The sequence below is a fragment of the Treponema sp. TIM-1 genome (assembly GCF_046533115.1).
Lineage (GTDB): Bacteria > Spirochaetota > Spirochaetia > Treponematales > Breznakiellaceae > JAIRMO01.
Map to the genome: position 1 here is coordinate 1 of NZ_JAJQRC010000006.1, position 25,682 is coordinate 25,682.

At 55.1% G+C, this 25,682-nt stretch carries 26 protein-coding genes, 1 tRNA gene and 1 other RNA gene; 15 read left to right on the top strand and 13 right to left on the bottom strand.

Features of this window, described 5'->3' with window-relative positions:
* Nucleotides 1–210 precede the first annotated feature (210 nt).
* The gene (gene amrB / locus LQZ21_RS04360) at nt 211–1,101 is read right to left on the bottom strand and encodes an AmmeMemoRadiSam system protein B (RefSeq protein ID WP_411042952.1); all 891 of its coding nucleotides are present in this window, start codon (nt 1,099–1,101) and stop codon (nt 211–213) included.
* A 44-nt stretch (nt 1,102–1,145) separates the two neighbouring features.
* Nucleotides 1,146–2,579, bottom strand: coding sequence for an NFACT RNA binding domain-containing protein (locus tag LQZ21_RS04365; protein WP_411042953.1), 1,434 nt, complete (start codon nt 2,577–2,579; stop codon nt 1,146–1,148).
* Nucleotides 2,580–2,678: 99 nt separating this feature from the next.
* On the opposite strand from LQZ21_RS04365, the gene LQZ21_RS04370 reads away from it, so the two are divergent.
* The 7 genes from LQZ21_RS04370 to rbsK all read left to right on the top strand — a co-directional run bounded on the left by LQZ21_RS04370 (nt 2,679) and on the right by rbsK (nt 9,876).
* Nucleotides 2,679–3,830: a DNA adenine methylase gene (locus tag LQZ21_RS04370; protein WP_411042954.1), complete on the top strand. Its 1,152-nt coding sequence runs from the start codon at nt 2,679–2,681 to the stop codon at nt 3,828–3,830.
* 109 nt (nt 3,831–3,939) lie between these two features.
* Nucleotides 3,940–5,499, top strand: a complete 1,560-nt coding sequence (locus LQZ21_RS04375) for a sugar ABC transporter ATP-binding protein (protein ID WP_411042955.1) — start codon at nt 3,940–3,942, stop codon at nt 5,497–5,499.
* A complete protein-coding gene (locus tag LQZ21_RS04380; protein WP_411042956.1) occupies nt 5,471–6,430 on the top strand; it encodes an ABC transporter permease in 960 nt (319 codons plus the stop codon). The genes LQZ21_RS04375 and LQZ21_RS04380 overlap by 29 nt, the downstream gene beginning before the upstream one ends.
* A gap of 70 nt (nt 6,431–6,500) precedes the next feature.
* Nucleotides 6,501–7,463 (top strand): ABC transporter substrate-binding protein, encoded by a 963-nt coding sequence (locus tag LQZ21_RS04385; RefSeq protein WP_411042957.1) that lies wholly within the window; start codon nt 6,501–6,503, stop codon nt 7,461–7,463.
* Between the two features lie 246 nt (nt 7,464–7,709).
* Nucleotides 7,710–8,369, top strand: coding sequence for a deoxyribose-phosphate aldolase (deoC, locus tag LQZ21_RS04390; protein ID WP_411042958.1), 660 nt, complete (start codon nt 7,710–7,712; stop codon nt 8,367–8,369).
* Nucleotides 8,370–8,384: 15 nt separating this feature from the next.
* Complete coding sequence (rbsD, locus tag LQZ21_RS04395) at nt 8,385–8,903, top strand: D-ribose pyranase (RefSeq protein ID WP_411042959.1); 519 nt, start codon at nt 8,385–8,387, stop codon at nt 8,901–8,903.
* Between the two features lie 37 nt (nt 8,904–8,940).
* Nucleotides 8,941–9,876 (top strand): ribokinase, encoded by a 936-nt coding sequence (gene rbsK, locus LQZ21_RS04400; RefSeq protein WP_411042960.1) that lies wholly within the window; start codon nt 8,941–8,943, stop codon nt 9,874–9,876.
* Between the two features lie 17 nt (nt 9,877–9,893).
* Here the strand turns inward: rbsK and LQZ21_RS04405 are convergent, their stop codons facing one another.
* Genes LQZ21_RS04405 through LQZ21_RS04415 form a run of 3 tightly spaced genes read right to left on the bottom strand, consistent with a single transcriptional unit; the run spans nt 9,894 to nt 14,238 of the window.
* A complete protein-coding gene (locus LQZ21_RS04405) occupies nt 9,894–10,766 on the bottom strand; it encodes a pyridoxamine 5'-phosphate oxidase family protein (RefSeq protein WP_411042961.1) in 873 nt (290 codons plus the stop codon).
* A gap of 34 nt (nt 10,767–10,800) precedes the next feature.
* Nucleotides 10,801–11,718 carry a glycyl-radical enzyme activating protein gene (locus LQZ21_RS04410; protein WP_411043052.1) on the bottom strand — a complete coding sequence of 306 codons (918 nt, stop codon included), beginning with the start codon at nt 11,716–11,718 and terminating at the stop codon, nt 10,801–10,803.
* A gap of 45 nt (nt 11,719–11,763) precedes the next feature.
* Nucleotides 11,764–14,238, bottom strand: coding sequence for a pyruvate formate lyase family protein (locus LQZ21_RS04415; RefSeq protein ID WP_411042962.1), 2,475 nt, complete (start codon nt 14,236–14,238; stop codon nt 11,764–11,766).
* 197 nt (nt 14,239–14,435) lie between these two features.
* On the opposite strand from LQZ21_RS04415, the gene LQZ21_RS04420 reads away from it, so the two are divergent.
* Nucleotides 14,436–15,692: an RNA-binding domain-containing protein gene (locus LQZ21_RS04420; protein WP_411042963.1), complete on the top strand. Its 1,257-nt coding sequence runs from the start codon at nt 14,436–14,438 to the stop codon at nt 15,690–15,692.
* A 104-nt stretch (nt 15,693–15,796) separates the two neighbouring features.
* Here LQZ21_RS04420 and LQZ21_RS04425 read toward each other — a convergent pair whose 3' ends face one another.
* On the bottom strand, nt 15,797–16,351 hold the full coding sequence (locus LQZ21_RS04425) for a nitroreductase family protein (protein ID WP_411042964.1): 555 nt from the start codon (nt 16,349–16,351) through the stop codon (nt 15,797–15,799).
* A 102-nt stretch (nt 16,352–16,453) separates the two neighbouring features.
* Between LQZ21_RS04425 and LQZ21_RS04430 the strand changes: the two genes are divergently transcribed.
* On the top strand, nt 16,454–16,939 hold the full coding sequence (locus LQZ21_RS04430; protein WP_411042965.1) for a GAF domain-containing protein: 486 nt from the start codon (nt 16,454–16,456) through the stop codon (nt 16,937–16,939).
* Nucleotides 16,940–17,070: 131 nt separating this feature from the next.
* Here LQZ21_RS04430 and LQZ21_RS04435 read toward each other — a convergent pair whose 3' ends face one another.
* Together LQZ21_RS04435 and LQZ21_RS04440 are read right to left on the bottom strand one after the other, a co-directional pair.
* Complete coding sequence (locus LQZ21_RS04435) at nt 17,071–18,015, bottom strand: NYN domain-containing protein (RefSeq protein ID WP_411042966.1); 945 nt, start codon at nt 18,013–18,015, stop codon at nt 17,071–17,073.
* A gap of 41 nt (nt 18,016–18,056) precedes the next feature.
* Nucleotides 18,057–18,470: a bacteriohemerythrin gene (locus LQZ21_RS04440; protein WP_411042967.1), complete on the bottom strand. Its 414-nt coding sequence runs from the start codon at nt 18,468–18,470 to the stop codon at nt 18,057–18,059.
* A gap of 227 nt (nt 18,471–18,697) precedes the next feature.
* Here LQZ21_RS04440 and LQZ21_RS04445 point away from each other — a divergent pair, with 227 nt between their 5' ends.
* The 6 genes from LQZ21_RS04445 (at nt 18,698) to LQZ21_RS04470 (ending at nt 20,870) form a co-directional block, all read left to right on the top strand.
* Nucleotides 18,698–19,084, top strand: a complete 387-nt coding sequence (locus LQZ21_RS04445; protein ID WP_411042968.1) for a hypothetical protein — start codon at nt 18,698–18,700, stop codon at nt 19,082–19,084.
* Between the two features lie 13 nt (nt 19,085–19,097).
* Entirely contained in the window at nt 19,098–19,631 is a 534-nt protein-coding gene (locus tag LQZ21_RS04450) for an adenine phosphoribosyltransferase (protein WP_411042969.1), read from the top strand.
* A gap of 145 nt (nt 19,632–19,776) precedes the next feature.
* A tRNA-Gln gene (locus LQZ21_RS04455) sits at nt 19,777–19,847 on the top strand.
* A 1-nt stretch (nt 19,848) separates the two neighbouring features.
* The gene (locus LQZ21_RS04460; protein WP_411042970.1) at nt 19,849–19,980 is read left to right on the top strand and encodes a helix-turn-helix domain-containing protein; all 132 of its coding nucleotides are present in this window, start codon (nt 19,849–19,851) and stop codon (nt 19,978–19,980) included.
* 4 nt (nt 19,981–19,984) lie between these two features.
* Nucleotides 19,985–20,440, top strand: coding sequence for a PBECR3 domain-containing polyvalent protein (locus LQZ21_RS04465; protein ID WP_411042971.1), 456 nt, complete (start codon nt 19,985–19,987; stop codon nt 20,438–20,440).
* Between the two features lie 292 nt (nt 20,441–20,732).
* On the top strand, nt 20,733–20,870 hold the full coding sequence (locus LQZ21_RS04470; RefSeq protein WP_411042972.1) for a hypothetical protein: 138 nt from the start codon (nt 20,733–20,735) through the stop codon (nt 20,868–20,870).
* Between the two features lie 530 nt (nt 20,871–21,400).
* Here LQZ21_RS04470 and recR read toward each other — a convergent pair.
* From recR to LQZ21_RS04495, 5 genes are all read right to left on the bottom strand, one after another.
* Nucleotides 21,401–22,018, bottom strand: coding sequence for a recombination mediator RecR (gene recR / locus LQZ21_RS04475; protein WP_411042973.1), 618 nt, complete (start codon nt 22,016–22,018; stop codon nt 21,401–21,403).
* Nucleotides 22,015–22,347 (bottom strand): YbaB/EbfC family nucleoid-associated protein, encoded by a 333-nt coding sequence (locus LQZ21_RS04480; protein ID WP_411042974.1) that lies wholly within the window; start codon nt 22,345–22,347, stop codon nt 22,015–22,017. Before LQZ21_RS04480 ends, recR begins: the two co-directional genes overlap by 4 nt.
* Nucleotides 22,344–24,185 carry a DNA polymerase III subunit gamma/tau gene (gene dnaX / locus LQZ21_RS04485; protein WP_411042975.1) on the bottom strand — a complete coding sequence of 614 codons (1,842 nt, stop codon included), beginning with the start codon at nt 24,183–24,185 and terminating at the stop codon, nt 22,344–22,346. The genes LQZ21_RS04480 and dnaX overlap by 4 nt, the downstream gene beginning before the upstream one ends.
* Before the next feature lie 38 nt (nt 24,186–24,223).
* Nucleotides 24,224–24,322: signal recognition particle sRNA small type (gene ffs, locus LQZ21_RS04490), an RNA gene on the bottom strand.
* A gap of 24 nt (nt 24,323–24,346) precedes the next feature.
* Nucleotides 24,347–25,561, bottom strand: coding sequence for an alanyl-tRNA editing protein (locus LQZ21_RS04495; protein ID WP_411042976.1), 1,215 nt, complete (start codon nt 25,559–25,561; stop codon nt 24,347–24,349).
* Nucleotides 25,562–25,682 lie beyond the last annotated feature (121 nt).

The window sequence follows — 25,682 nt, forward strand, 5'->3', positions numbered from 1 at the left end:
CAGAAATAACATGACCGATTGGTCATGTTATTTCCTTATTGCATAAGCAATTAGAATAAAATGCATGGCATTTTATTCTCGCGCGGGTCCTAACGGCTACTATACCGCATATTAGGGAAAAAGAGAATTCAGGTATAAATTCCGGACTATCGAAGCAAAAGTTCGTGTCGTTCGTGGTTAACCCTATTCTTCCTGCATAACATGAGTTAGTCAGAAAACCCGGTGGGCTGCAAGGTACCCGTGATTTGCCGCCCAAAACGAGATGGCGCCGTAATAAACGATCTGTCCCTCGTCTCCCCGGGCCACTACCGGCTGGGCCGGCATCACCGAAACCTGGGTGTCGTCCAAAAGGCCGCTTTGCAGGGCCGTTGCCGCCAGCGCCCCCCCGCAGGCGCTGATATTCCGGTCAACAAGTTCCGCGGCAAGCGTTTTCTGGTCTTTTTCCCGCAGCAACCGGGTAAATTCCTCTGCCTGGGCCAGGGCGGTTTTTTCATCCTGATTTTTTGAGAGCCCCGTAGAAACGATGAGGAGCGTATGGTCCATGATAGGTCCCAGGACGATCCATAAAGCCCGGGCCAGGGCGGAGAGCAGGGAGGGCTTGCTGCCGCCAATGAGGATCGGGACAATGGAGGCCTGGGGGAAACAAAACTTAACAAAGGGCAGCAACACCTCCACCGAATGTTCCTTCAGGTGGGGAATGTCATTTATCTCAAAATAGGTACTGCAGGAGGCCAGTTCCTCACTCAGTTTCAAATCCACCGGAATCCTGCCCAGGGGGGTTTTAAAAAACACAGAATCGGAAAAGAAAACCCCCTCCTCGTCCATCGCATGAATGGGCCCCATGAGTACCACCCGGGTGATATCCGCGCTTTGGTGGTTCTCCCCTCCCGAAACCGCGGAAAAGCCCGCGGCCGCCACCTTTCCCGATAAATCCCAGGCGCCGTGGGGGACGACGATAGCCTGGGCATGGGTCCCGGTTCCCTTTTTTAACCCAAAAGAACAAAGCCGGCTTTCGACCGCCTCCTTATCCTCGGGATAAAACAGCCCCGCCACGACCGGGGAGCGGCTTTTTACCCGTGCGAAAACCAAATTTTGCCCCATTATTAAAGTATAGGTTGTTCCCGATCTGCACGCAAGGGCGAAAATTATTTTTCTAGCCGGCATTGCTCCAAACTCCGCAGGCGTTTTTCCTCGACTTTTATGTGCAAATTTTTTTCCTGGGTGGGGATAACCAAGCCCTTGGGACCGTTTTTGACCCGGCGGAGGTATTTGACCGGGGTGTAGAACAGGTCCGCTTCGCCATTGTTACGGCCCTTTGAATAAAAAACCGCCAGATTTCCCGCATCCAGCAGTATGTCCAGGGGCACGGATTTGCCCGACCGCTGTTTGATAAACACATAAGAGCCGGGGTAATCCCGGACATGGAGCCAAAGATCGTTTCCCTTGACGTGTTTTCTCAGGAGGGCGTCGTTCTCCGCCGCACTCCGGCCTACCATGATAAGCCAATCTTTGTTACGGAAGGAGAGGCCCGGCCGCTGGCGGTCTCCCTTGGGCACGGGTTTTTGCCCCTTGGTTCTGATGAGTTTTTGCAGCTGCAGGGGATTGGTTTCGGCCAGGAGCCGGGCCAGGGTTTTTTCCAGTTTCTCCTGTTCCTTTTCACCCTCCTGTATCTCCAGCCGTATTTCGGCGAGCCCGCTTTTCGCCTTCCGGTATTGATCGTAGTAGGTTTCCGCCTGGGCGGCGGGGCTTTTCCTGGGATCGAGCCGTAAGCGGATGGTTCCCGGGGCATAAAAGTTTTCCGTCTCCAGCCAGGTGTCTCCGGGACGGATGCTCCCCAGGTTTGCCAGGATAAGGTCGCCGTAGTTTTTCAGTTGGTCCGCCGCCTGATAATCCGCCTCTTTGGCCCGGAGTTTTTCCAGGGATGCGGTGAGCCGCCCCAGGCTGTTTTCAAAATTCCGGCGGACCTGTTCCCGCAGGGCTTCCAGGGACAGGGCCCCCCCATGTTCCGCGTACCAGGCGTCAATTTTCTCATTAAAGGAGCGGTCCCCGGGGATCTCCCGGATCTCATAGGCCCGTTCCGGCTTTTCCCCGGCGGTTTCCCCCAGGCTTTCCTCCGGCGCATAACAGCCGCCGGTTACTTCCCCCCGTTTGGGGAGCCGCCGCATGGCGTCCAGCACCTCCTCCCCGGAGGTAACCACAAAATTGGCCGCGTTGGACCAGAGCCGCAGGTAGATGCGGTACTGGTTTTTCCCCTGCCGGACCAGGATCCGGACGATACGGTTATCCCCCAGTTGGACTGCCTCTTCGATCCAGCCGTTGACGATCCGGGATTTAAGGAATTCCGCAAACCGCAGGGGCCGTTCACTTTTGGGTACGGCCCGAAAGGTCTCATGGATCCGGCACGCCCCCGGAGTCAGGGCAATCAGCAGGACCTTGCTTTTCCCCTTGCCGTGAAGCTCCAGGGCTATTACGTCATAGGTACTCTGCACGATCCGCTGGATTTGAAAGCCGGGCAAATCCAATTCCGCCAGGATAAGGTTGATTTCCTTCCAGTTAAGCGACATAAGCCACTGTAGCATACTTTACCCCGGCCCGCTACGGCGGGGACCTTCTCTCCCGCCGCCGCTTCATTTTCTTACGGTCTGATGCTATAGTTTTTATAGAAAATAGAGGGAGCCGTGACGGAACAGATAAATCGGTGCGCCGGGGATCCGGCGGCCGGGGATGCCCCCTTGCGGGAAAACAAAAATTACCTTACCCGGCAGCTCATCACCTATATCGGGAACAAGCGGAGTCTCCTCCCCTTTATCGGGACCGCCCTGGAGCGGGTCAAGGCCCGGCTCAACAAGAAACGGCTCTCCCTCTTTGATGTTTTTAGCGGTTCCGGGGCAGCGGCCCGGTTTTTTAAGGCCCACGGGGAGCTGCTCCTGGTCAATGACCTGGAGGCCTATTCGGAGACGATCAACCGCTGTTACCTGGCAAATGTCCCGGAACTGGATATGGAAAGCCTCCGGCAGACCCACGCCAGGCTCCTCGCCCGGCTGCGGGAGGAGCCCCTGCGGGAGGGGTTTATCGCGGAACTCTACGCGCCCCGGGAAGATTCGGCGATCCGGACGGGAGAGCGGGTGTTTTATACTTCCCGGAATGCCCGGTACCTGGATACGGCCCGGCAGTATATTGAGGAACTGGAGGAACCCCTGCGCCCTTTTTTCCTGGCCCCCCTTTTGTCGGAGGCTTCGGTTCATGCCAATACCGCGGGGGTCTTTAAGGGCTTTTACAAGGACCGCCGGACCGGACAGGGCCGTTTCGGCGGTTCCGGGGAAACGGCCCTCCACCGCATCACAGGGGATATAAAGCTGCCCTTTCCGGTGTTCAGTAACTTTGTCTGTCCGGTCCGCATTTACCGGGAAGACGCAAACCGGCTGGTCCGGGAAACAACGGAGGTGGATGCCGCCTACCTGGACCCCCCGTACAACCAGCACCCCTACGGCTCAAACTATTTTATGCTCAACCTGATCCTCAATTACCGGCGTCCTTCCCGGATAAGCCCGGTGTCGGGGATCCCCCCGGAATGGAACCGGTCCGTGTATAACCGGAAACAGGCGGCCCCCCGGGCCCTGGCCGACCTGGCGGAGCATATCCGGGCCAAGTTCCTCCTCATCTCCTTTAATTCCGACGGCTTCATAAGCCGGGAGGAGATGGAAGCTATCCTCCACCGGATCGGCAGGGTGGAGATTCTGGAAACCCCCTACAATACCTTCCGGGGAAGCCGCAATTTGCAAAAACGGGATATCCATGTAAAGGAATATTTGTACATTGTGGAGAAGTAGAAAAAAATGCCTTGCTTTTTTGATTTACCTATATTAAGATTAGGTTTAAGTAGTTTAAATTAGAACGATATGTAAGGACATAATTACATATCAGGAGGCATACGGGCGGATGGGCGATATTCTTGTACAGATGGAGGGGATCGAAAAGAACTTCCCCGGGGTTCATGCCCTGAGTGATTGCCGTTTTGACCTCTTGTCCGGGGAAATCCACGGTCTGGTAGGGGAAAATGGGGCGGGAAAATCAACTTTGATGAAGATCCTGGCCGGTATTTATACGAAGGACGGAGGGACGGTTAAGATCCGGGGCGAAACCGTGGAGGTTCATAACACCAAACAAGCCCAGGCCCTGGGAATTAGTATTATCCATCAGGAACTCAACCTGATGAAACACCTGACGGCGGCGCAGAATATTTTTATCGGCCGGGAGCAGAAAAAGGGCCTTACTTTCCTGGTGGATGATAGGGAGATCAACCGCAAATCCGAAGAGCTTTTTAAGCTGATCAATCTTAACCTTGATCCCCGGACCCAGGTAGCGGGGCTTACGGTGGCTCAGCAGCAGATGATCGAGATTGCCAAAGCCCTCTCCTTCAATTTGGATGTACTCATCATGGATGAGCCGACTTCGGCATTAAGTGAGTCGGAGATTGAGGAGCTCTTTAAGGTTATCAAAAACCTGAAGAGTCAGGGCAAGGGGGTGGTGTATATTTCCCACCGGATGGATGAGCTGCACCAGATCTGCGATAGGGTTACGGTGATGCGGGACGGCCGGTATATCGCCACCACCCCCATGAAGGATATTGCCATTGAGCAAATAATCGCGCAAATGGTGGGCCGTGAGATTTATGAAAGCCACCATCCCCATGGGGACACCTCTAAAAACGAGGTGGTTCTGGAAGTAAAAAACCTTAACCGGGGCCGGGTGGTGCGGGATGTGTCCTTTGAACTCCACCAGGGAGAGATCCTGGGGTTTGCGGGCCTTTTGGGGGCGGGCAGAACCGAAACCATGCGGCTCATCTTTGGGGCGGACCCCATGGATTCGGGGGAGATTTATGTTAAAGGGAAAAAGGTTACGATAAAAAAGCCCCGGGATGCGGTACGCCACGGGATCGGGTATCTATCGGAGGATCGGAAGCGGTTTGGCCTTGCCCTGGGGATGTCCGTCAAGGTAAATACGGTTATGGCCTCCCTTTCTAAGTTCTTAAAGGTCCTGGGGATCCTTGACGAAGCGAAATCCAAAAGAATAACCCAGGAGTATGTGGATCGCCTTAATACCAAGACCCCCAGTATCGAACAACTGGCAAAAAATCTTTCCGGCGGTAATCAGCAGAAGGTGGTGGTGGGGAAATGGCTGGTTCGGGACAGTGACATCCTGATTTTTGACGAACCCACCCGGGGCATCGACGTGGGGGCTAAAAGTGAAATTTATAAGCTCCTTAACGAACTGGCGGATGCGGGGAAATCCATTATCATGGTGTCCTCGGAGCTGCCGGAAATTCTCAGAATGAGCCACCGGATCGTGGTGATGTGTGAAGGCCGGGTAACCGCGGTACAAAACGCCGAAGGAATTACCCAGGAAAAGATAATGTATTACGCGACATTACGCAACGAGGCTGTTTTGTTGAGCCAAAAGGATAGGGAAAATGGCAGATCAACCAAAAAAACGGATTAACTCCAAGGCGGCGCAGACGGCGCTTGCTTTTTCGAGTCTTATTTTACTTATTATTATTTTCACCGCCGCATCGGCCAGTTTTTTGACCCCCGGTAATATCGTTACCATCCTGTTGATGACGGCGGTCAACGGCATCCTGGCGGTGGGGATTACCTTCATCATTATCACCGGCGGCATAGACCTGTCGGTGGGTACGGTGATGACCTTTGGATCGGTGATCACCGCCTTTGTTATTTCCAACCTCAGTATGCCCATTGCCATAGGTATTCTGGCGGGCATTTTGGCGGGGGTACTCTGTGGCTTCGTTAATGGGGTAAGCATCACCAAGCTCCACCTTCCCCCTTTTATCGCGACCCTGGGAATGATGAATGTTACCAAGGGGCTTAACCTGATCGTTTCCGGCGCCCGGCCCATATACTTTGCCGAAAAGCCGGAATTCACCCGGATAGCCACCACCATGGTTTTGGGGATCCCCGTGGGGGTGCTTATCTTTTTTGCCAGTGCCTTGATTGCCGTCTTTATCCTTTCAAAAACCGTTATCGGCCGTTATGCCTTTGCTATCGGTTCCAATGAGGAGTCCGCCCGGCTTTCGGGGATCAATACCGATGGGTGGAAGATAGCGATCTATTCCATGAGCGGCGCTTTTTTTGGTCTTGGTGGCGTGGTGATGGCGAGCCGGGTCGCGTCGGCCCAGCCCTCTTTGGGGGTGGGGTATGAGATGGATGCCATTGCCGCGGCGGTAATCGGCGGCGCCTCCCTTTCGGGGGGTGAGGGGAGCATCCTGGGAACGATCATAGGGGCCTTTATTATTACGGTGCTGACCAACGGTCTGCGGATCCTTTCGGTGCCCCAGGAATGGCAGATGGTGGTAACCGGCCTCATCGTTATCGGGGCGGTGTATCTTGATATTGTCCGGCGCAGGGTAAAATAGCCGGAGCATAAACGGGTAATCCAATGGCCGGCTGGCTATTGAGAAAAATAAATGTTCAGGAGGAACGGCAATGAAAAAATTAATGTTTGTGGCCCTTTGTCTTATGGTGGTCCTTTCCGGCACCGTATTTGCCAGGGGCGGCGCACAGAGCGGCGGCGATGGGAAGATGTATATCGCCATGGTTTCCAAGGGCTTCCAGCATCAGTTCTGGCAGTATGTAAAGCAAGGGGCCGATCAGGCGGCAGCGGAATTCGGGGTTACCATCACCTTTGAGGGACCCGAAAGCGAATCCATGATCGACAAACAGATGGAGATGTTCCAAACCGCGATGGGGAAAAACCCCGCGGCCATCTGTTTTGGCGCCCTTGACGCCCAGGCGGATGCTCCCCTGGTGGCCGAAGCAAAACGGCGGGGTATTCCGGTGGTTACCTTTGATGCCACTGTTGCTTCCGATGATCCCGTATCCTTTGTCGCCACCGACAGTAGGGCCGCCGCCGCCGCGGCAGCGGACAAGATGGGAGAGGCCCTTGGCGGTCAGGGTAAAGTCGCCATTATTTGCCACGACCAGACCAATACCACCGGTATCTTCCGTCGGGACGGTTTTATAGACCGGATCAAGGAAAAATACCCCGGAATCCAGCTTCTGGAAGTGCAATATGGCGGCGGCGATCCCCTGCGGTCAACGGAAATTGTTAAAGCGGTCATCAATGCCAATCCGGACCTCAAGGGTTACTATGCCACCAATGAAGGTTCCGCCATCGGCCTTGCCAACGCGATTACTGAACTTAACATGAAGGGCAAGATTGTGGGTATCGGCTTTGATTCCGGCAAGGTACAGCTTGACGCCGTCCGTTCCGGGGTGCTCTACGGCGCGATCCAGCAAAACCCGGTTCTTATCGGTTATAAGGCGGTCGAAATGGCCTACCGCGCCGTTAAAGGCGAAACCGTACCGAAGATCATCGATTCCGGTTATGTCTGGGCCGATCAACGCAACCTCGACAGCAAGGAAGTACAGGCGGTGATTTATCAGTAAGGACCCGCGCAGAAACAACATGACCGAATGGTCAGATTGTTTCTTTATTGCGTAAGCAATTAGAATAAAATGCTCTGCATTTTATTCTTGCGCGGGTCATAAAAGCCGGGGGATGCCTCTCCCCTGACGGCGAGGTATCCCCGGGTACATAAAACTGGATAAACAAGACGCCGTGTGGTTTTCCCCGCGGCGTTTTGTATTTTTGTTCAAACCTTGTTTCTTGCCGGTACCGGAAAGGAGGATGTTATGAAAAAAGAACAACTTGCGGCAATGATCGATCATACCCTGCTTAGACCAGATGCCGTCGAAGGGGATATAAAAAAGCTCTGTCTGGAAGCAAAGGAACACCATTTCTGGTCGGTATGCGTCAATTCAACCTGGGTCGCGGCGGTAAAACAGTTCCTTGCGGGGAGTGCCGTTAAGGTATGTTCCGTGGTTGGGTTTCCCCTGGGGGCCATGTCCACCGAGGCCAAACAGGCCGAGACCCGTTTGGCGGTCCGGGATGGGGCCGATGAAATAGACATGGTGATCAATGTGGGGTTCCTTAAAAGCGGTAAATTCGAGGCGGTTCAAAAGGATATCGCCGCCGTAAAAAGCGCCGGTGACGGCCATGTTTTAAAGGTGATCATCGAAACCTGCCTGCTGGACGAGGACGAGAAACAAAGGGCCTGTCAACTTGCGGTAGCCGGGGGCGCCGATTATGTCAAAACCTCCACGGGTTTTTCAAGCGGCGGCGCCACTGAAAGCGATGTTGCCCTGATGCGGAAACATATTCCTCCGGCCATGGGGCTTAAAGCATCCGGGGGTGTGAGGACCTACGAAGACGCGGTCAAAATGATCAACGCCGGGGCGACTCGGATAGGAACCAGTAACGGTATCGCCATTATAAAAGACTGCGGAGAATGAGCCAAGGAGGATGATATGAAGAGAAGCGGAATCTTACATGCCGAGTTGTCCAAATTAATCGCCGAACTGCGTCACGGCCATATGATTATGGTCACCGATGCCGGTTTCCCGGTTCCCCGGGATGTCCCCTGTATTGATTTGGCAATCACCAAAAATGTGCCTACCATTGAGTTTATCCTGCAGCTTATCGATAAAGAAATGATCACCGAAAAGATCATCTTTGCCAAAGATCTGCGGACCAATAACCCGTCGCTGCATAAAAAGGTTTTAAGTATCTTTGACGATTGCGATCGCGAAGAGGTAAAACATACGGATCTGATTCGGAAATACGCCCCGACTATGAAATGTTTTGTCCATACCGGCGAATTTTCGCCCTGGGGAAATATCATATTGGTCGCCGGTACGGATCCCTTCCGCTGGTTCGCCGATGAGACCACGGTGATACCGGCATTTTACCATAAGCGGCTGAAGCAAATTCGGGGGTCTAAAAAGATCGACCTGTTTGATCAGAGTGATTTTACCCGAAAAGATTGAGGTGAGTTTTAAGCCGGTTCATGGTGAGGAGTGTTTTATGGCTAAAAAAATTACCTGCCTCGGCAGTTTTGTGATGGATCTGACCTGCCGGGTGGATCGTCTGCCCCTGCCGGGAGAGACCCTTATTACCGATTATTTTAAAATGGGCCCTGGCGGGAAAGGGGGCAATCAGGCGGTGGCGATTAAACGGGCGGGGGGAAATCTGGTGTTTATGACCAAGGTCGGCCGGGACATCCTGTCCCAGGTCGCCTTGCAAAGTTTCAAACAGGAGGGGTTTGACGAAAGGTATATTGTCACGGATCAAGATTTTTTTACCGGCATCGCGCTTATTAATGTTGATAAAAACACTTCGGAAAATTCCATCGTGGTTGCCCCCGGCGCCTGTGGTCATATTACCGATGGGGACATCGCCCTTTTAGCGCCTGAAATAAAATCCAGCGACATATTTTTGACCCAGTTGGAGGTTAATATCGACGCCATTGAAAAGGCGGTGCAGATTGCCCATGACCATAAAAAAATTATCGTAATGAATACCGCCCCGGCCCGGGAACTGTCCGATGAGTTTTTAAGCCGAGCCACCATCATCACCCCTAACGAATTGGAAGCTTTCTTTTTAACCCAAATAGAGGTGACGGATAAAAGCAGCGCCGGAAAGGCGGCGAAGGTCTTTTTTGATAAGGGAATAAAAAACGTGGTTATCACCCTCGGCAAAAAGGGGTGTTACCTCAATGACGGGAAGATCGAGGAGATCATCCCGCCGGTGGAGGTGAACACCATTGATACTACCGGCGCGGGAGACGCCTTTACCGGCGGCCTGGTGGTGGCCCTGGCGGAGGATAAATCGCTGCTCAATGCCGTCAAATTCGCCACCTGTACCGCAGCCCTTTCCACCACCAAAATGGGAACTGCCCCCTCCATGCCCTACCGCCGGGAGATAGACGGGCTGGTAAAAAAAGCCTACGGCGGTCTATGATCCGGTAAAATCCCCTCCTACCCGTATACCCGGGGCAGCTCCTCCGGGGGATAGATGTAGCGGTTCAGGGGCAGCATGGAGTTGTAGACCTTATCCGCGGCGAAGATCCCCCCCCGAAAGCGGCCATGGCGGTTGAGGGGCAGCCAGCGGCCCTGGAGGAGGAGGCTTTCCAGGGCCAGGTTGGCCAGGAATACGGCGGCCTTGGCCTGCGGGGGGATGGTCTTGAGCAGTTCGCCGTAGGGGCTTGCGGAAAAGACCAGGTTGTCCGCGTCCAGGGGAAGGCCCTGCAAGGCGGGGATGATCCGGGGGAAACCGTCGGTGTCCACCCAGGCGATAAATTTGAGGCAGGCCAGGTTGGAACAGAGTTTAAGGCCGTAGGGGGGTATCTTCTTTGCCGGGCGGTCTCCGCCTGAGGCGGCTTGCAGGCAATATTTTGCCGCGCCCTTTTTCAGCAGGGCGGATGTAACGGAACCCAGGAGGATCCGGGGGAGGGGCAGCTTTTCCCCGGCGCTCACCTCCTTAATTTCGCCGTAATGCACCGCGCCGAAACCGCAGTAGGAGTTGTACCGGAACAGGGGCTTGTTGTTGAAATATTCAAAATCTTCCCCCTTTACCACGCTGCCCGCATGGAGGGCCTTGCCGGTCCACCAGTACTGATCCGGGGAAACCACGAGGAAGCCTGTTTTGGGATTGTCCGCCAGGTAGGTCTTGGAGAGTCCCCGGGAGAACTGGCCCCACATGAGGGTCTTTTTGGTTTTGACACCGATGGAGGTGATCAGGCTCAGATGGGGGTACCCGTCGGGGGACACCGAAGAGAGGATCCCTATCTTGCTGTCCGGTTCAAATTTTTTAGCGCAGATCTCCTCGAATTCCCCGGAGAATCGTACCATGATAACCTCCTGCAGCCGACGAAAACCCGGCGGCCTATATCGTTGTTCCGCTGTACACCGCGGAAGGCACCAATTCCCGTGCCCTTTGGGTCAGCGCCTCAATGTGTTCCTTTCTGGTGAGCCCCGCGCTTTTATAGGCCCAATCCCGATCCAGCCGTTCATACTTGTCCCGGCACAGGTTGTTAAAGGCGCAAAGCTCCCACTTCTCCGGCAGTCCCGCCTCCCGGATAAACCCGCCGATGGCGCGTATGTTTGCTTCGCTGTCGGTGGCCCCCTCGATTATGGGGGTCCGCACCCATACCCGGCAGTCCCGCTCCCGGAGCTTCCGGTAATTTTCCAGGATAAGCCGGTTATCCGCCCCGGTAAAACGCCGGTGCTCATGGGGATCAAAGATCTTGAGGTCGTAGAGGACCAGATCGACCAGGGGCAGCAAGCCCTCCAGGACCCGGAAATCATAGGCCCCCGCCGTGTCCAGGGCCACGGAAACCCCCGCGTCTTTGAGGAGCCGGGCCACCGCCGCCGCCCCCGGCTGGATGGCCGCCTCCCCCCCGGAGAGGGTTACCCCCCCTTCCGGGCCGAAATAGGCCCGGTCCTTGAGGAGTTCCCCGCAGAGCCCTTCCGCGGTCAGGGCTTCCCCCTTGAGTTCAATGGCAGCGTTGGGACAGGTCTCGACGCATAGCCGGCAGTCCCCCACAGGGGAAGTTCCGGCAACGCACTTTCCCCGGTCAAACCGCACCCGTCCCTGATCCCGGCTAATCACCCCCCGGGGGCAGGTGCTTTCGCACATACCGCAGCCGATACATTTCTGGGCGAACCAGTTCAGGTCCGGCCGGGGGGAGATGCTCTCTGGGTTATGGCACCAGGCGCAGGCCAGGTTGCAGCCCTTGAAGAACACCGTGGTCCGCAGCCCCGGCCCGTCCTCGGTGGACATCCGCTGGATGTCCAGGATCATCGCCTTCACCGGCCGGCGCCTTGTGCCGCTGGAACATACGGCCGGTTAAAACCGGCCATGGGATTCCCGCTCGATGATCTCGTTCTGCAGTTCCCGGCCTATGCTGGTAAAATAGGCGTTATATCCCGTAACCCGCACCAAAAGGTGCCGGTACTCCTCGGGGTTCTTCTGGGCGTCCCGCAGGGTCTGGGGGTCCAGCACGTTGATCTGCAGGGCGGTCCCCCCGTTTTCAACATAGCCCCGGAGGAAAGCCTTGAACTTGGTCCGGTGCTCGTCGTCCCGCATCAGGGAGGGGCTCATGGTGATGGTATGGCTCGCCCCATTGGGGAGGTAGTTGATATAATTCCCCTCGCCGTCCTTGCCCCCCAGGGCCGTACCCACCGAATTGCTGTTGGCGGTGGGGCCGTTGCGGTCGGCGCCGTTACTGGGACAGATCGCATTGGAAAGGAACTGCCCCCGCTGCCGCCCGTCGGGGCTGGCGGCAAGCACATACCCGTCGCTGACCCAGTAGTTCCAGGAGAGCATCCCGCCCCGGTACACATGACCGCTGGGGGTTTTGTATTTCGAGACCTCGGTGGACCAGAACTCCATAAAGCGCCGGGCCAGCTCGTCCGCTTCGGTATCGTCCCGGCCGTATTTGGGGGCCTTATTCTTCGCCCGGGCCCGCAGCACCTCGTGGCCCACCCAGTTGTCCGCCAGGGCCCGGATGAGCTCATCCATGGTACAGGTTTTGGTATCAAAGACCAGGTACTTTACCGCGAGGAGGCTGTCGATGGTGGTGGCAAAGGTTACCCCTTCAATGGTAACAAACTTGATCTCCGCCCCGCCCTGGGTAACGTCCCTGCCGCTTTCGGCGCAGCCCTTCACCAGGCACGAGAGATAGGGGGTGGGCAGGAATTCCGCCCGGACCCGGTCCCCCTCGTTGTAGAGCCGGGTGATCTTTTGGATGATGAACCGGGTCTGCTCGATAAAGGCATCGTAAAACTGGTCGAAGGTTTTGAAAGTCCGGGGATCCCCGGTCCGAGGGCCCATCTGAATGTTTTTGTAGGGCTTTCCCCAAAGCTGGTCTTTGTAGCCGGTGATATCCCGACCGTTTCCCAGGGTAAGCTCCACCGCCTTGAGGAAGTTGAGGTTTACGTCCACCGTGGAGGACCGGTCATTGCCCACCATGGTGTTTTCCAGGCAGCCCACGGCGCTGTAATCGTACACGTTGTCCCGGTGGATGAGCTTTTCAAGGCCCGCGAATTTGGCTTCCCGCAGGAGGCCCGCCATGGACCGCTCATCAAAATTGAGGAGGAAGGGCGCTCCCTGGCTCTCGGCGATCATGCCGCAGACCTTGTCCAACAGGGGCTCGGGGCTGTTCCGGTGGAGCCGGACATTGGGTTTGGGTTCCAGGATGGGGGACATCTCGTCTATCACCTCCAGGAGGGCATAGGTAAGGTCGTTGGTCATGTCCTTTCCGTCCTTCCCCATGCCGGAGAGCATGATGAGTTGTCCATACCCCGCGGTGATCCCCTGGTTCATCCCCACCTTGATCATCGCATCATAGGCGGTGTTGCAGTGAACCCAGAAACATTTGAGGATATCCTTGAGGAATTCCCGGTCTTCCCCCTGCTCTATCGACTTTTGATAGTAGGGGTAGAGGTACTGATCCACCCGGCCGAAGGAGATCCCGGGACCGGGGTAATTTTCATCGGCCATGACGAGCATATGGGTAAACCAGAGGGACTGGACCGCCTGCCAGAAATCCTCCGCCCCCTCCCAGGGAACCCGCTCCAGGTTGGCCCCCATCCGCTCCAGTTCCGCCTTGCGTTGGGGGTCGGTCTCCCGGGCGGCAAATTCCCCGCAGAGTTCCCGGTAACGGGCCGCCAGGTCCCGGGGCATCAGGGCCGCCTCCATCATCCCCCGGAGTTGTCCCCCCTTCGGCCCGGTTCGCTCCGCTTCGGAGAGAGCCTCGTACTTCGCTTTGATGTCCTCGTAGATACCCTTGAACCCGTATTTTACCGCGGTTTCGTAAGCCGGAATGATATGTCCGCTGGTGGGGCCGCAGTTGCCGTAGCCCCGGTCATGGAATTCGATGGTCCGGGCGGTAAGCCCCCGCTTCCCCCCAAGGATGGCGTCCTTCCTCCGGCTTTCCTCCTGGGAAAGGCAGTGGCTGGCGGCCAGGTTAAACACCGCCCCGCAGAGGAGGTCCCCGGGAAGAATCTCCGGGGGCACGTAGTCGACCATGGCCTTTTTGATGAACCAGGCCTTCCGCTCGGGGATGGTCCGGTCGAAAAAATCCGGGGGCGGCTCTATCGTTACCGCCGCCTGACGGCAGCTCTGTCCAAAGGTCTTAAAAAAGGTGTAGGTTTCGGGGACCACATAGTAGGTCATCTCGTTATAGTTACGGTCCCAGGGGGTGCCGGTGGTAAAGGGCCGGAATTCATTGTTCCACGGCCGATCCGCCCCCTTAAAATAAAAATCCCGCAAGTTCCGTATCCGCGGACTTAAGTTTTTCGGTTCCTTTATTTTCCCCATAAAAATCCCTCCAAAGCAGCCTGCACATACCCACGGCCGCCCGAATCATCATACACCCGAAAACGCGGCCTGGCAAGAAAAAAAAACGGCTCCCTTTACAAAAAGGGATGATAGCGCATATAGTTACTAGCAGGGGCCGCCGCAAAATTCGCCTGGTTTTGAAACCGGCTCTACTGACTTCCGAGTAAAGGTTGTGCATGTTAAAATCCGAACTCCTGGAAATAATAGATAACGGCGAGAACTCCGGCGTCGAATTCAAACGGGATGATCTTCGTCCTGAGCAGGTCGCGAAAGAAATAGTCGCCCTGGCCAATTTTCAAGGAGGCCGGCTGCTTTTAGGGGTTGAAGATGACGGAACCATCAGCGGCATCAGCCGCGAAGACCTGGAAACCTGGATAATGGACACGGTTTTTAATCGTTACGTCCATCCCCTGATCATCCCGTTTTATGAAGAGATCAAAATAGACGAAAAGAGAAGAGTAGCGGTGATTTCTTTTCCCCAGGGAACCGAGAAGCCCTATGTGCTGCGGAATAAGGGCCGTGAAGAGATCTATATACGCCTGGGCAGTACTTCCCGTCTTGCCACCAGGGAACAGCAGGCCCGGCTTTTTCAAAGCGGCGGTATGGTACATACCGAATTACCCCCCCTCTACGATACGGACCTTGATTGTTTGGATCTGGCCCGTCTGAAGGATTACCTGGTTAATATCATCGGCGATGAAGGGGAGCCGGAAAACCGCCGGGCCTGGGAAAAACGCCTGGCGGGGCTCGGTTTTATGAAGATCGCCGACCATGGGGAAGCCCTCTGTACCATTGCGGGGATCCTCTTGTTTGCCCGGAACCCCCGCAAATATGTCCGGTTTTCAGGGCTCCGCTGGATGTCCTTTGCCGGTACCGACATGAGCTACCAGGCCCAGGATGATACCTTTATCAATGCCCCCCTGGTTGCGCTGGGAAAGGGAAAGCCGGGAGACGGCCGGTATATCGAGGATCGGGGCCTCATAGAAATAGCGATTGATAGGATGGGTCCTTTTATATCGGAAGAATCCGATACCCTGAAAGATCTGGTACGCCGGGAACGGGAATACCGGTATCCCACCGGCGCCATTCGCGAAGCGATCCTCAACGGCATGGCCCACCGGGATTGGACAAAATCCCTGGAAGTTGAAGCGGTAAATTACCACGACCGAATAGAAATCATGAGTCCCGGGGCGCTGCAAAATTCCATGACCCTGGAAGCCATGCTGGCGGGGCAGCGTTCGGTCCGCAATCCGGTCATCCGGGAAGTGCTCCGGGATTACGGATATGTTGATGCCCGGGGTATGGGGGTGCGCCGTAAAATAATTCCCCTGACCAAAGAATTAACCGGTAAAGATGCCCAATTCGAAGTTACCGAAGATTACGTGCGGGTAACTATCCCCGCCCGTGTTCCGGGCGCCGGGGTAAGCCCATGACGCTTTTCCATGGCTGAACAAAAAAATACACCGACCTGAACGCCCGGACCAGTAACCGCTGGGTATGAGAAGAAGGAAGCCGAAAGCACGGAAAAAATGGCGTACTAAAGATAACTCACCTTGCTTAAGTCGATCTCATGGGGTTTGCCCTCCTCGGCGGCATAACCGACAGCCACGGCCAGGCCGTATTCGTAGCCTTCGGGGAAGCGGAGCTTCTCCTTCCAGTAAGCGACCGTATCGGGATCGTAAAAAACCACCCGGGGGAGGCCCAGGATGACATTGGCAATGCCCAGGGAAGTCGCGGCAATGGCGATGTTTTCCGCCATGATGCCCACATCCACGGCGGCGTTGTTTTTTACCGCCAAAAAGAAGACCGTGGAAGCATCGTAGAAGACTTTGTTCTTCCGGCTTTTTATGCGCTCCACCACCGCTTCGTCCCCGGTCTTGACAAAATAGTTTACCACCGCCCGTTCAAGTTCCAGGATGAGGGGGACATTTTGTACTATCAGCACGTTAACCGGTTGGGCGTTGGATCCGCTTGGGGCGGCCAGGGCGGCCTTTGCCAGCAGCGCAACGGTTTCGGCATCCACCTTTTTATTGGTATAGGCCCGGGTGGAACGCCGGGTAAAGATCGCATCAAGGACAATATTAGATGTCATACGTATCCTCCGCAAGCATTGTAGACCCCCGGGTGTTTTTTGTCTATGCGGCGCCGGCTGGTTCAAGGATAAAAAAACCGGTATAGTAACATGGGGGTGTTTATGGTCGATATACAAAAAGGGCAAGGCAGCCAAACAGACCTTGACCTGATGGTGGAGGCGGTAAAAAACGTACTTGCCGGTGAAACCGACCTGATAGCGGCGCTGGCTAATAGTTCCGCGCTTATCATGGTGTACCTTGGGGACATCAACTGGGCGGGGTTTTACCTCCGCAAGGGGACCGAGCTGGTGCTGGGGCCTTTTCAGGGGCTTCCCGCCTGTACCCGGATAGCAGAAGGGAAGGGGGTATGCGGCAAAGCCGCGGCGGAGGGTAAGCCGGTAATCGTCCCCAATGTCCATGAATTTCCGGGCCATATCGCCTGTGACGCCAATTCCAACGCGGAGATCGTGATCCCCCTTTTCAAGGGCGGCCGGGTATACGGCGTCCTGGATGTGGACAGCCCCCGGCTGAACCGGTTTTCCTCCCCGGAGGCGGACGCCTTAACCAAAATCGGCGATCTTTTAAGCGCTTTTTTGGAAAGGTGTTAGTATCTGGTAAAACCAATATGCCTGATATATGGGAGACAAGGGAGGAGTTAGGAGAGAGAAGTTGGAGGATTGGGTGGGGGGTACCGGTTAGGTGATTAATTACGAATGAAAGTTCGTGGTTATATATATTGTTAGTCCAAGACCGTCACCTTGTAGGCCCGGTATCGGGGGGCTTCGTCCCGTTTGCTCCGTTCCTCGTCCTCTTCGCAGAGGTATGTTACTTTCATCCCCACTTCCAGCTCATCAAAATCCTTATTGGTTAGAGTATCGTAATAAAAAAACACATTGTTTATTTTTTCGTCTTTAATAAATCCAAACCCGTCTTTAAGGCTGATTATGGTGGATATTTGACCGTCATCTTGAGGGGCTTCCGCCTCCTCTTTAAGCGGCAGCATATTCCCCATGCCTTCGGCGTAATTTTCCCGTCTGTCCCGTACAAATAACTCATCAATAATATCCGTCGAGGGCTGCCGGTCTATCCGTTCGTTCATCACAATGGGATACAGGACTTCTTCCAATAATTGGCGGGATGTCCGGGTTTCGGTGATGGTTCCGTTCTCATTGTAATAACTATAGTCCCAACATATCAGCATGACCTGGGTACCCAGGGTATTGAGCTTTCTGACCAGGGGGACATAATCCCCGTCTCCGGCGACCAGGACCAAGACATCGAACTGTTTATAGATGGCCAATTCGTAAGCTTCCAGGGCAAGCCAGACATCAATGCCCTTTTCCTGCCAGGTGTCATTTACGCCATACCGCAGGGGAAGATAATGGTTCACGATATTCTCCCGCATCAGGATATCCTCGAACACCCGTTCGCTTTGTACTTTTTCTCCCATTTCTTTTGCGGAACTGCGGCCTTTAAAATAATGGGCATCGATTATTTGACAATGACGGATATCTTCTATATGCAGGATCGACGCGATTTCATGACGGATAAAATCATGAAGACCTGAAATACTTATCCGGGCCTTCCTGGTATGTTCGTATTTATAGTAGTTGCTGACCTTATAAAAATAATAACCATCATAAAATATACCAACCCGAACAATGTTGTTTTTTTGAGAATTCATATTAACGATCAAACCCCATACAGTTTATTACTTGAGCCGGTTTACGCTTTGTTGATCTGCGATTTCAGGTGGGCCGCCAGTTTGAGATCCTGGCCCTTGATATGGGTCACCAGCCAATCCCCGATCTTCGCCTGGACCTCGGAGATAAGCTCCTCCGACGCCCCCTTCATTATCATTTTAACCTTTAAATCCCGGACCGTGATCTTAAAATTTTCATGAAGCTTTTTATGATTCGGATAATCGGGATAATTGTACTTTAGCTGGACCTGCTCTTCGTCAAAAAAATGTTTAATGGTATAGTCATTAAGAAAATTCAGGCTTTTCTCCAATTCCTGTATACCCTTTCCCAACCGGCAGGTTTCAATCAGGTCGTTTATAGCGGCAAATAACTGTTTGTGCTGGGTATCTATCAGTTCATACCCGGTTTCCAGACTGCTGCTCCATTCATATTGCATGATTTTGCTCCTATCCTCATGATAAAAAGACGCTCAAGCGAAAGACGGCCTCAAAATACTTGTCCGACAGGACCGGAATTTTGAAACAACCGGTATCAGTATACTTGAAATTGGAACAAAACACAATAGATTCATTCGAAACCCCGGGGAATGGGTTATGGGGCCTCCGATTTCAAAAGGGACCATACACATTGACATGTTTTTATCCGAAGTCTAAAATTACCTTTGTGGAAGCAAAGCGGAATGTACTGATAGTAACCGATGGTACCGAAGCAACCCGAAAGCTGGGGGAAAAAATCGCCAGGGAACTAAGGGGAAGCCGGGTGGTGATAAAAAAAACCCCGGAACTTTCCGCTACCGACATTCTTCCGGCGGATGTTTATTTTTTCGGTTGTGAAAGTCCCCATCCTCCGTCCTTTACCTATCTTGAACAGGTTTTGCTCCATATTAACCTGGTGGGAAGGCCCTGCGGGTTATTTTCCCCCCAATCCCCGGCGGCGGTACAGTACCTGGGCGCGCTAGTTCGGGATTCGGAACTGGACCTTAGGGCCGAGCCCTTTTTGGGGGTAAAATCGGAAGATCTTGCGGCGTGGATACAAAAAACGATAAAATAGGGTGAGCAAAGGTATGAAACAGGGTCTGGATCTCAATGATTATATCAGAAAAATACCCGATTTTCCTAAAAAAGGGGTTCTTTTTTATGATATTACCAGTATTTTAACCGAACCGAAGGCCTTTGGGTATTGTATTGATACGATGGCGGAAATTTACCGGGATAAACAGATCCATGCGGTGGCGGCCATAGAAGCCCGGGGCTTTTTGTTTGCCGCTCCCTTTGCGGTCCGCATGGGAATTCCCCTTATTCTTATCCGGAAAAAGGGAAAATTGCCGGGGAAAACCTTGTCCAAGAAGTATCAGCTTGAATACGCGGAAGCGGAAATTGAAATCCACCCCCACGATATTCCCCCGGGCAAGCGGCTACTCCTCACGGATGATCTTATCGCCACCGGAGGAACCCTCAATGCCGCCCGGGAGCTCCTCATCGCCGCCGGGGCGGAAATTCCCGAAATATTCGGCGTGGTGGGGCTGCCCTTTCTCCATTATGAAAAAAATCTGGGGAATATTCCGGTCCGCACCCTCATCGAATATCATTCAGAATAGCCGTGCCTATCCCTTGGAGTGAACAGGGGTAGGTGCGTTTTGATCCGGCTTGACATTTCTATTGACATTTTTAGGTAGAAATGATAGCATTTTAGCCCTAAGGCTGTTTCAAAACCCACCTGAGTCTTGAAACGGGCGCAATTATTCCCCGGTTGTGTAATGGTAGCACGGCAGACTCTGGATCTGCTTGTGGGGGTTCGAATCCTCCCTGGGGAAATTGCTAAGTCCTTCAAAGAATGAACAGATAAGCATGGAAAATCTGCAAAAGCTCTGCCAGTTTTTTAATTGCCAGTTTTCAGACATAGTGGAGTATATCCCCAATGTAAAAGACAGCGGGGAGGAGATATAGCCCCGTGGCCGACATTGACGCCATAAAACAGGCATACCCAGAAGCGGCCCTGCTGGTTGATCTGGCGCGTAATGTCTGGAACGGCCATAGTCCTACCGTAAAGATAGAATTTGCTGTATCGGACAGGCTCAAGGCGGAATTTCTGAACCTGACAGGGAAGGCCATTCAGGCGGTTTTTATTACCGACAGCGGCGCGCGGCATATAAAAAAGCAGCATGGACAAGGGGAGGCCCTCCGGGGTCAGGTGGATATAGCCCCGGACGACTTCGCCCTCATCCCCCTGGTCCTCAATGAATTTGACACGGCGGAACATACCGGAGAGGATAATCGGGGCAACAAAAAGATTTTATTTACCAAGAAAATCAGCGGAACGGTTTATCTGGCGACGATTGAACGGGGACCATCCAAAATGGAGATACGGACTTTTTGGAAAATGCACGAACCGGGTGCCTCATGCTGACCGTTTCCGGTCCCCTTGAGCCAACGTCCGAAACGACCCCGGGCGGCAATTTAAATATACCGCTAATTACCGAATTTTACAAGAACAATTTGAAACTCCGAGCCATACCTGGCAAGGCAGGAATGTCCGGGGCGCTTCCGCCATTTTTATGGGCAGTGGAAGGCCAAAGAACAGTTTGCAAGTTTGCAGTTTCCTAGGGAGATGCAAACTACGCAAATTTCCCAGATGGGGGGAAGCGCCTCGTACAAGGCCGCTAGAGCCGTTTCCGGGAGGTTAAGAGGAACCGGCAAGGATGTCTTTTGAGAAAAAAACGGCGTTTCATCGAAAAAGGACAGATGCAATGTTTGCCAGCCTGGGGCTTCCTCTCCCTGAATATGTCGACCTTTCCGACCAGGGCAAGCTGAAGCCCCGCCAGCCGGTTACTCAGTAACCCGCCCCTCTGGGGCCGTCCCGGACCATGCCGGGAAAATGCGCCCTATCATCTTGCCGATATCAGCAAAATGATCAGGGCAGCATAGGCGAAGCGGGGCATTGCCCGCCCTTCAAGACTGATAAGCCCTCCCCCGTAATGTACGCAATTTTGATCCGGCCAGGGTAAAACCGTTATAGGCCCATCTATGTGCGTCCAAGGGGCTTTTGGGGAATCATTCCTGTGACAAATACTTTAACGGTAAAATTACTGACCTGGGGACAATGGTAGGAAAACATCCGTGTTTTTCGGTGCGTGGATATCAGGGCACAAAAAGGCCCCCTTATCCTGGGAGGGAATCCTGGGGGCCAAATAATCCGGCCGTTCACCCGGATTATACAGGGTCGAATAAACGCCCTAATGTAGATGTTGGCTACTCTTTAATTGTGGCATACCTGATAGAAAAAAGCAAGGCCTTTTGCGGAAAAATCGCCTTTTTTAAGCTTTTTTTAGCTTTCTTTCAAAAATTTGTTTTAACTCGACCCAAACGGTTATGGCAGCTTAATCCTATCCCGAAAGCTCCGGGACAGGGTGAGCCGGTCGGCGTATTCCAAATCCCCCCCGACGGGGAGGCCCGAGGCGAGGCGGGTAATTTGGACGCCGGTGTCTTTGAGGAGTCTTTGCAGGTAGAGGGCCGTGGTATCCCCCTCCACCGTGGGGTTCATCGCGAGGATCACCTCCCGGATCCCCTCCCGGCGGACCCGGCTGAGCAGTTGGCCGATGGTAAGGTCCTCGGGACTAACCCCCTCCAGAGGGGCAATGAGGCCCCCGAGAACGTGAAAGCGGCCCCGGAATTCCCGGGATTCGTCAATAACCCGCACATCCTGGGCCCGTTCCACCACACAGAGGACCGCACCATCCCGGCCGGGATCAAGACAGATGGGACAGGGATCGCTTTCGGTAAAACTTCCACAGCGGGAACACCGTTTGATCGAGGAATGTAGGGCCAAAAGCTGGTCCGCCAGGGTATGGGCGTAGCTGGGGTCCGTGTCCAGGATATGATAGGTGAGCCGGCCGGCGGTTTTTTTTCCGATCCCCGGTAATTTGGCCAGCAGCGCCGACAACTTATCCAGGGCATTGGGGCCTTTGGGGGCCTGAGGGGGATTCATGTAAGCCCCGGAAATCCGGGGAAACCTGGCATCCCCATGCCTCCGGCCAGGGCGCCCATTTCCGCGTTAACCGCTTCTTTAATCTTCTCCATGGCAGCGGTAAAGGCCGCGATAATCAGGTCCTGGAGCATCTCCACATCCTCGGGATCCACCGCTTCCGGGGCGATCCGTATGGCCAAAAGCTCCAAACGGCCGTTCAGATTCACCTCCACCATTCCGCCCCCTGCGGACCCGGTGGCCGTAATGGTTCCCAGCCGTTCCTGCAAGGAACCCATCTGTTCCTGAAGCTTCTGGGCATTTTTTAACAGATCAAAGGGATTTATATTCATGGCAAACTCCCATCTTTTTTAACCACGGTTCCCCGGAACACGCGGCAGACTAGTTCCACCTGGGGGGAAACGGCCGGGGATTCTTCGGGGAGGGCTTCCCCGGGATGATTCCCCACCACCACCTCGAAGGGCAGCGGACGGCCCCGTATCCGGACCAGGGCTTCCTGGATAAGGGCCGCGTCTTTTTTCAGCAGTTCCACCCCCAGGGAATCCCGGACCGGAATGATAAGTTTATCCCCGGACCATTCCCAGGGCAGGGATCTCTCCAGCCCCGAGGCGAGCACCCCCCGGTTCAATTTAAAGCCGCTGATGAGGGCCGCCTTTAACCGGGCGGCTTCGTCCCCTTCAAACACTGCCTCCGGCGGGGGGGGCGGCTCCCCTGCTTCGACCGGAGGCTCCCTGGCTTCAGTCGAAGGGTCCTTGGCTTCAGTTGGGGGCTCCCCGGACGGAGGCTTTCCGGTCCCGGGGGGGTCCCCGAAAAAAGGGTCCCCTTCTTCCGGGGAGGCTCCCGCACCGGCGCTTTCCCGGGCGGCCATATACTGCTTAAAGCCTTCGGAAAAGGCCCCCCGTTGATCCGCCCCAGGGTTATCCCCGGACCCGTGCCGGTCCAGGGTGGTTTCAGCCGGGGCCGGTATCCGCCCCGGCCCGGCTAAAGGGCGGGCTATCCCTCCTTTCCCCGCGGGATCTTCCCGGTTCCCCCCCAGGACTTCCCGCGCCCCGGCTACGGCCGCCCGGAGTTCCTGGGGAGAAACCCACTGGGTAAGCCAGCAAAGTTTTGCGACCGCGGTTTCAAGCTCAAACCGGGGGGAAACCGAATACCGCACATCCCGGTAGAGGTCCAGCAGTATCGAAAGGGCCCGTTCCAGGTGGATCGAATCCAGGGCCTGGAGTACCGAAGCGGAAAAACGCTCCGGATTATACCCCAACACCGATTCCCGGGTTACCCCATTTTTTAACAGCAGCAGGCTCCGGTAATAACCGGCCATATCGATCACAAACTGCTCCACCGCCACCCCCGCGTCAAGACGTCCGTCAATTATAGCGAAGGCCTGGGAGTTATCCCCGGCCGCACAGGCTTCCGCCAGGGTGTTCAGGGTGTCCAGGCCTACCAGGCCCAGCTTCTCCTGGATCAGGGCGGCCCGGATAAACCCGTCGGAAAAGGAGGCGACCTGATCAAAGATCGTATAGGCGTCCCGGAGGCTCCCGGTGGATTCCTTGGCTATCCAGAACAGGGCCTCATCTTCGGCCTCGATCTGCATCTCGCCGCAGGTGTTTTTGAGGATGCCCTGGATGGTATCCAGGGGGATGAGCCGGAAATTGAACTGCTGGCACCGGCTCTTAATCGTGGCCGGTACCTTGTGGAGTTCGGTGGTGGCAAAGATAAAAATAATATACGGGGGGGGCTCCTCAATGGTTTTAAGCAGGGCGTTAAAGGCGCTGTTGGAAAGCATGTGGACTTCATCAATAATATACACTTTATACCGCCCCGAATTGGGGGGAAAGAGGACCTCGTCCTTTATCTGCCGGACATCATTGACCCCGGTATTGGAAGCCCCGTCGATTTCGATGATATCCATGCTGGCCCCCCGGCTGATCTCCACACAGTTGGAGCATACGCCGCAGGGGGTTGCGGTGGGGCCCTTTTCACAATTCAGGGAACGGGCCAGAATCCGGGCGGCGCTGGTTTTTCCGCAGCCCCGGGGCCCGGAAAAAAGATACGCATGGGCTATCCTGCCGGTTTCGATGGAATTCTTCAGGGTAGCCACCACAAAATCCTGGCCGGCCAGTTCATCAAACGTTTTCGGACGCCGTCTGGTCGCGGTTACTTCGTATGCCATAGGCTTAGTATAACCGGAACGGGGGATAAAAAAAACCCCGCAGCCAGGGAGGCCACGGCGCCATACACCATCGCTTGCCGCTGCTTCCTTCCGGACCTGACGGGGTTGGGCGCGGTCTACTCGCATGGTTCCTGACTGCGGGGATCTTCATCATACCAGTTTTAAAAGGTTTTGGGAAGGGCTGCGAGGAAACGTTCCAGCTCTTGGCGGCCGGGGAAGGCCCCCTGAAAAAAGGACGGGCCGCCGCCGCCGTGTCCTCCCTGGGCCTCCATGGGGTCCTTTAAAATAGAAGGAAGATGGGCCTTTTTGTCGGAACAAAAGGCGGCGAATTTGAACTCCCCCTCCGAAGCCAGGACGATGAGGGCCCCGGTGAGCTTTTGGGCAGCCCGGCCTATGGCGAGGACCTCGTCCATTCCCGCCTCGGGGAAGGACGCGGACAAGAGGATGCCCCTGCCCGGGGAATCCCCCTCCCCTACCAACAGTCCGGCGTTTTTGAGCAGCGCCGCCGCCTTGACCGCCGCGTTTTCCTCTTCCAGGGTCTTGAGCCTCCGCTCAAGCTCTTTCATCCGGTCCAGCAGGGCCAACACCCCGGGCCCGGTCTCGGCCACCGGAACCTTGAGGGCCCGGGAGGCTATGTCCCCATTTTTCCTGAGCAGGCGGCTGTCCCGCAGGACCCGGCGGCCGGCGATAAAGGAGATCCGGGTTTTACCTTTGTACTTCTCCGCCCCCAGGATCCGCAGTATGCCGATGGGTCCGGTAGAAGCCAGGTGGGTACCGCAGCAGGGGGAAAAATCATTCCCCCGGATCTCCACCACCCGGATTATCTCCTCGCCCTGGGGGGGGACCTTGCGGAGGGGGAAATCCCCCAGGTTTTCCGGGGGACAGAGGTGGATCACCACCGGGGCGTCCGCCTCCACCGCGTCCTGGACCGCCTCTTCCACGGCGATGATGGTTTCCTCCGGGAAGGCGGGGGCGTCCACGTCAATGGTACAGACCTCGTCCCCCAGGTGCATGGAAACCGTGGGGAACCCGGTTAAGCGCAGGATGGTTCCCGAGAGCAGGTGCTGGGCGGTATGATGGACGGTAAAATCCCGGCGGCGGATGGTGTCCAGTACCAGTTCCCCGGGTCCGGGCCGCAGCGTAGCCCCCTCCCCGGGGGAAACGATATGGAGGATCTCCTCCCCCTCCTCCTGCACATCCAGGAGGGGAACGCCATTGATCGTGCCCCGGTCGGCGCTCTGGCCTCCTCCCTCGGGGTAAAAAATGGTTTTGTCCAAAATAAGGGCGGTCTTATCCTGCCAGGGTCTTAGTTCCAGTATCTCGGCCTGAAGGGGGTCGGCGCCTGGATGCTCATAATAGGCTCGTTCGGTTTTCATGGGATTAGTATTACGATTACCAGGGGCAAAGTAAAGGGGCTTAAAGAGAATTCGACCACAGCTCTGTTCCGGCAGTTTAGGCTGGGCTCAGCAAGCCCGGCGGGGAATTACGCCCTGCCCG

Bases quoted from the DNA above. Each gene is read 5' to 3' on its own strand.
- LQZ21_RS04415 (WP_411042962.1), bottom strand. From the start codon at position 14,238: ATGGGGAAAATAAAGGAACCGAAAAACTTAAGTCCGCGGATACGGAAC.
- LQZ21_RS04385 (WP_411042957.1), top strand. From the start codon at position 6,501: ATGAAAAAATTAATGTTTGTGGCCCTTTGTCTTATGGTGGTCCTTTCC.
- LQZ21_RS04450 (WP_411042969.1), top strand. From the start codon at position 19,098: ATGAAACAGGGTCTGGATCTCAATGATTATATCAGAAAAATACCCGAT.
- LQZ21_RS04480 (WP_411042974.1), bottom strand. From the start codon at position 22,347: ATGAATATAAATCCCTTTGATCTGTTAAAAAATGCCCAGAAGCTTCAG.
- LQZ21_RS04430 (WP_411042965.1), top strand. From the start codon at position 16,454: ATGGTCGATATACAAAAAGGGCAAGGCAGCCAAACAGACCTTGACCTG.
- LQZ21_RS04440 (WP_411042967.1), bottom strand. From the start codon at position 18,470: ATGCAATATGAATGGAGCAGCAGTCTGGAAACCGGGTATGAACTGATA.
- LQZ21_RS04495 (WP_411042976.1), bottom strand. From the start codon at position 25,561: ATGAAAACCGAACGAGCCTATTATGAGCATCCAGGCGCCGACCCCCTT.
- LQZ21_RS04420 (WP_411042963.1), top strand. From the start codon at position 14,436: ATGTTAAAATCCGAACTCCTGGAAATAATAGATAACGGCGAGAACTCC.
- LQZ21_RS04375 (WP_411042955.1), top strand. From the start codon at position 3,940: ATGGGCGATATTCTTGTACAGATGGAGGGGATCGAAAAGAACTTCCCC.
- LQZ21_RS04405 (WP_411042961.1), bottom strand. From the start codon at position 10,766: ATGGTACGATTCTCCGGGGAATTCGAGGAGATCTGCGCTAAAAAATTT.
- LQZ21_RS04470 (WP_411042972.1), top strand. From the start codon at position 20,733: ATGTCTTTTGAGAAAAAAACGGCGTTTCATCGAAAAAGGACAGATGCA.
- LQZ21_RS04435 (WP_411042966.1), bottom strand. From the start codon at position 18,015: ATGAATTCTCAAAAAAACAACATTGTTCGGGTTGGTATATTTTATGAT.
- LQZ21_RS04410 (WP_411043052.1), bottom strand. From the start codon at position 11,718: ATGATCCTGGACATCCAGCGGATGTCCACCGAGGACGGGCCGGGGCTG.
- recR (WP_411042973.1), bottom strand. From the start codon at position 22,018: ATGAATCCCCCTCAGGCCCCCAAAGGCCCCAATGCCCTGGATAAGTTG.
- LQZ21_RS04365 (WP_411042953.1), bottom strand. From the start codon at position 2,579: ATGCTACAGTGGCTTATGTCGCTTAACTGGAAGGAAATCAACCTTATC.
- LQZ21_RS04380 (WP_411042956.1), top strand. From the start codon at position 5,471: ATGGCAGATCAACCAAAAAAACGGATTAACTCCAAGGCGGCGCAGACG.
- dnaX (WP_411042975.1), bottom strand. From the start codon at position 24,185: ATGGCATACGAAGTAACCGCGACCAGACGGCGTCCGAAAACGTTTGAT.
- deoC (WP_411042958.1), top strand. From the start codon at position 7,710: ATGAAAAAAGAACAACTTGCGGCAATGATCGATCATACCCTGCTTAGA.
- LQZ21_RS04425 (WP_411042964.1), bottom strand. From the start codon at position 16,351: ATGACATCTAATATTGTCCTTGATGCGATCTTTACCCGGCGTTCCACC.
- amrB (WP_411042952.1), bottom strand. From the start codon at position 1,101: ATGGGGCAAAATTTGGTTTTCGCACGGGTAAAAAGCCGCTCCCCGGTC.
- rbsD (WP_411042959.1), top strand. From the start codon at position 8,385: ATGAAGAGAAGCGGAATCTTACATGCCGAGTTGTCCAAATTAATCGCC.
- rbsK (WP_411042960.1), top strand. From the start codon at position 8,941: ATGGCTAAAAAAATTACCTGCCTCGGCAGTTTTGTGATGGATCTGACC.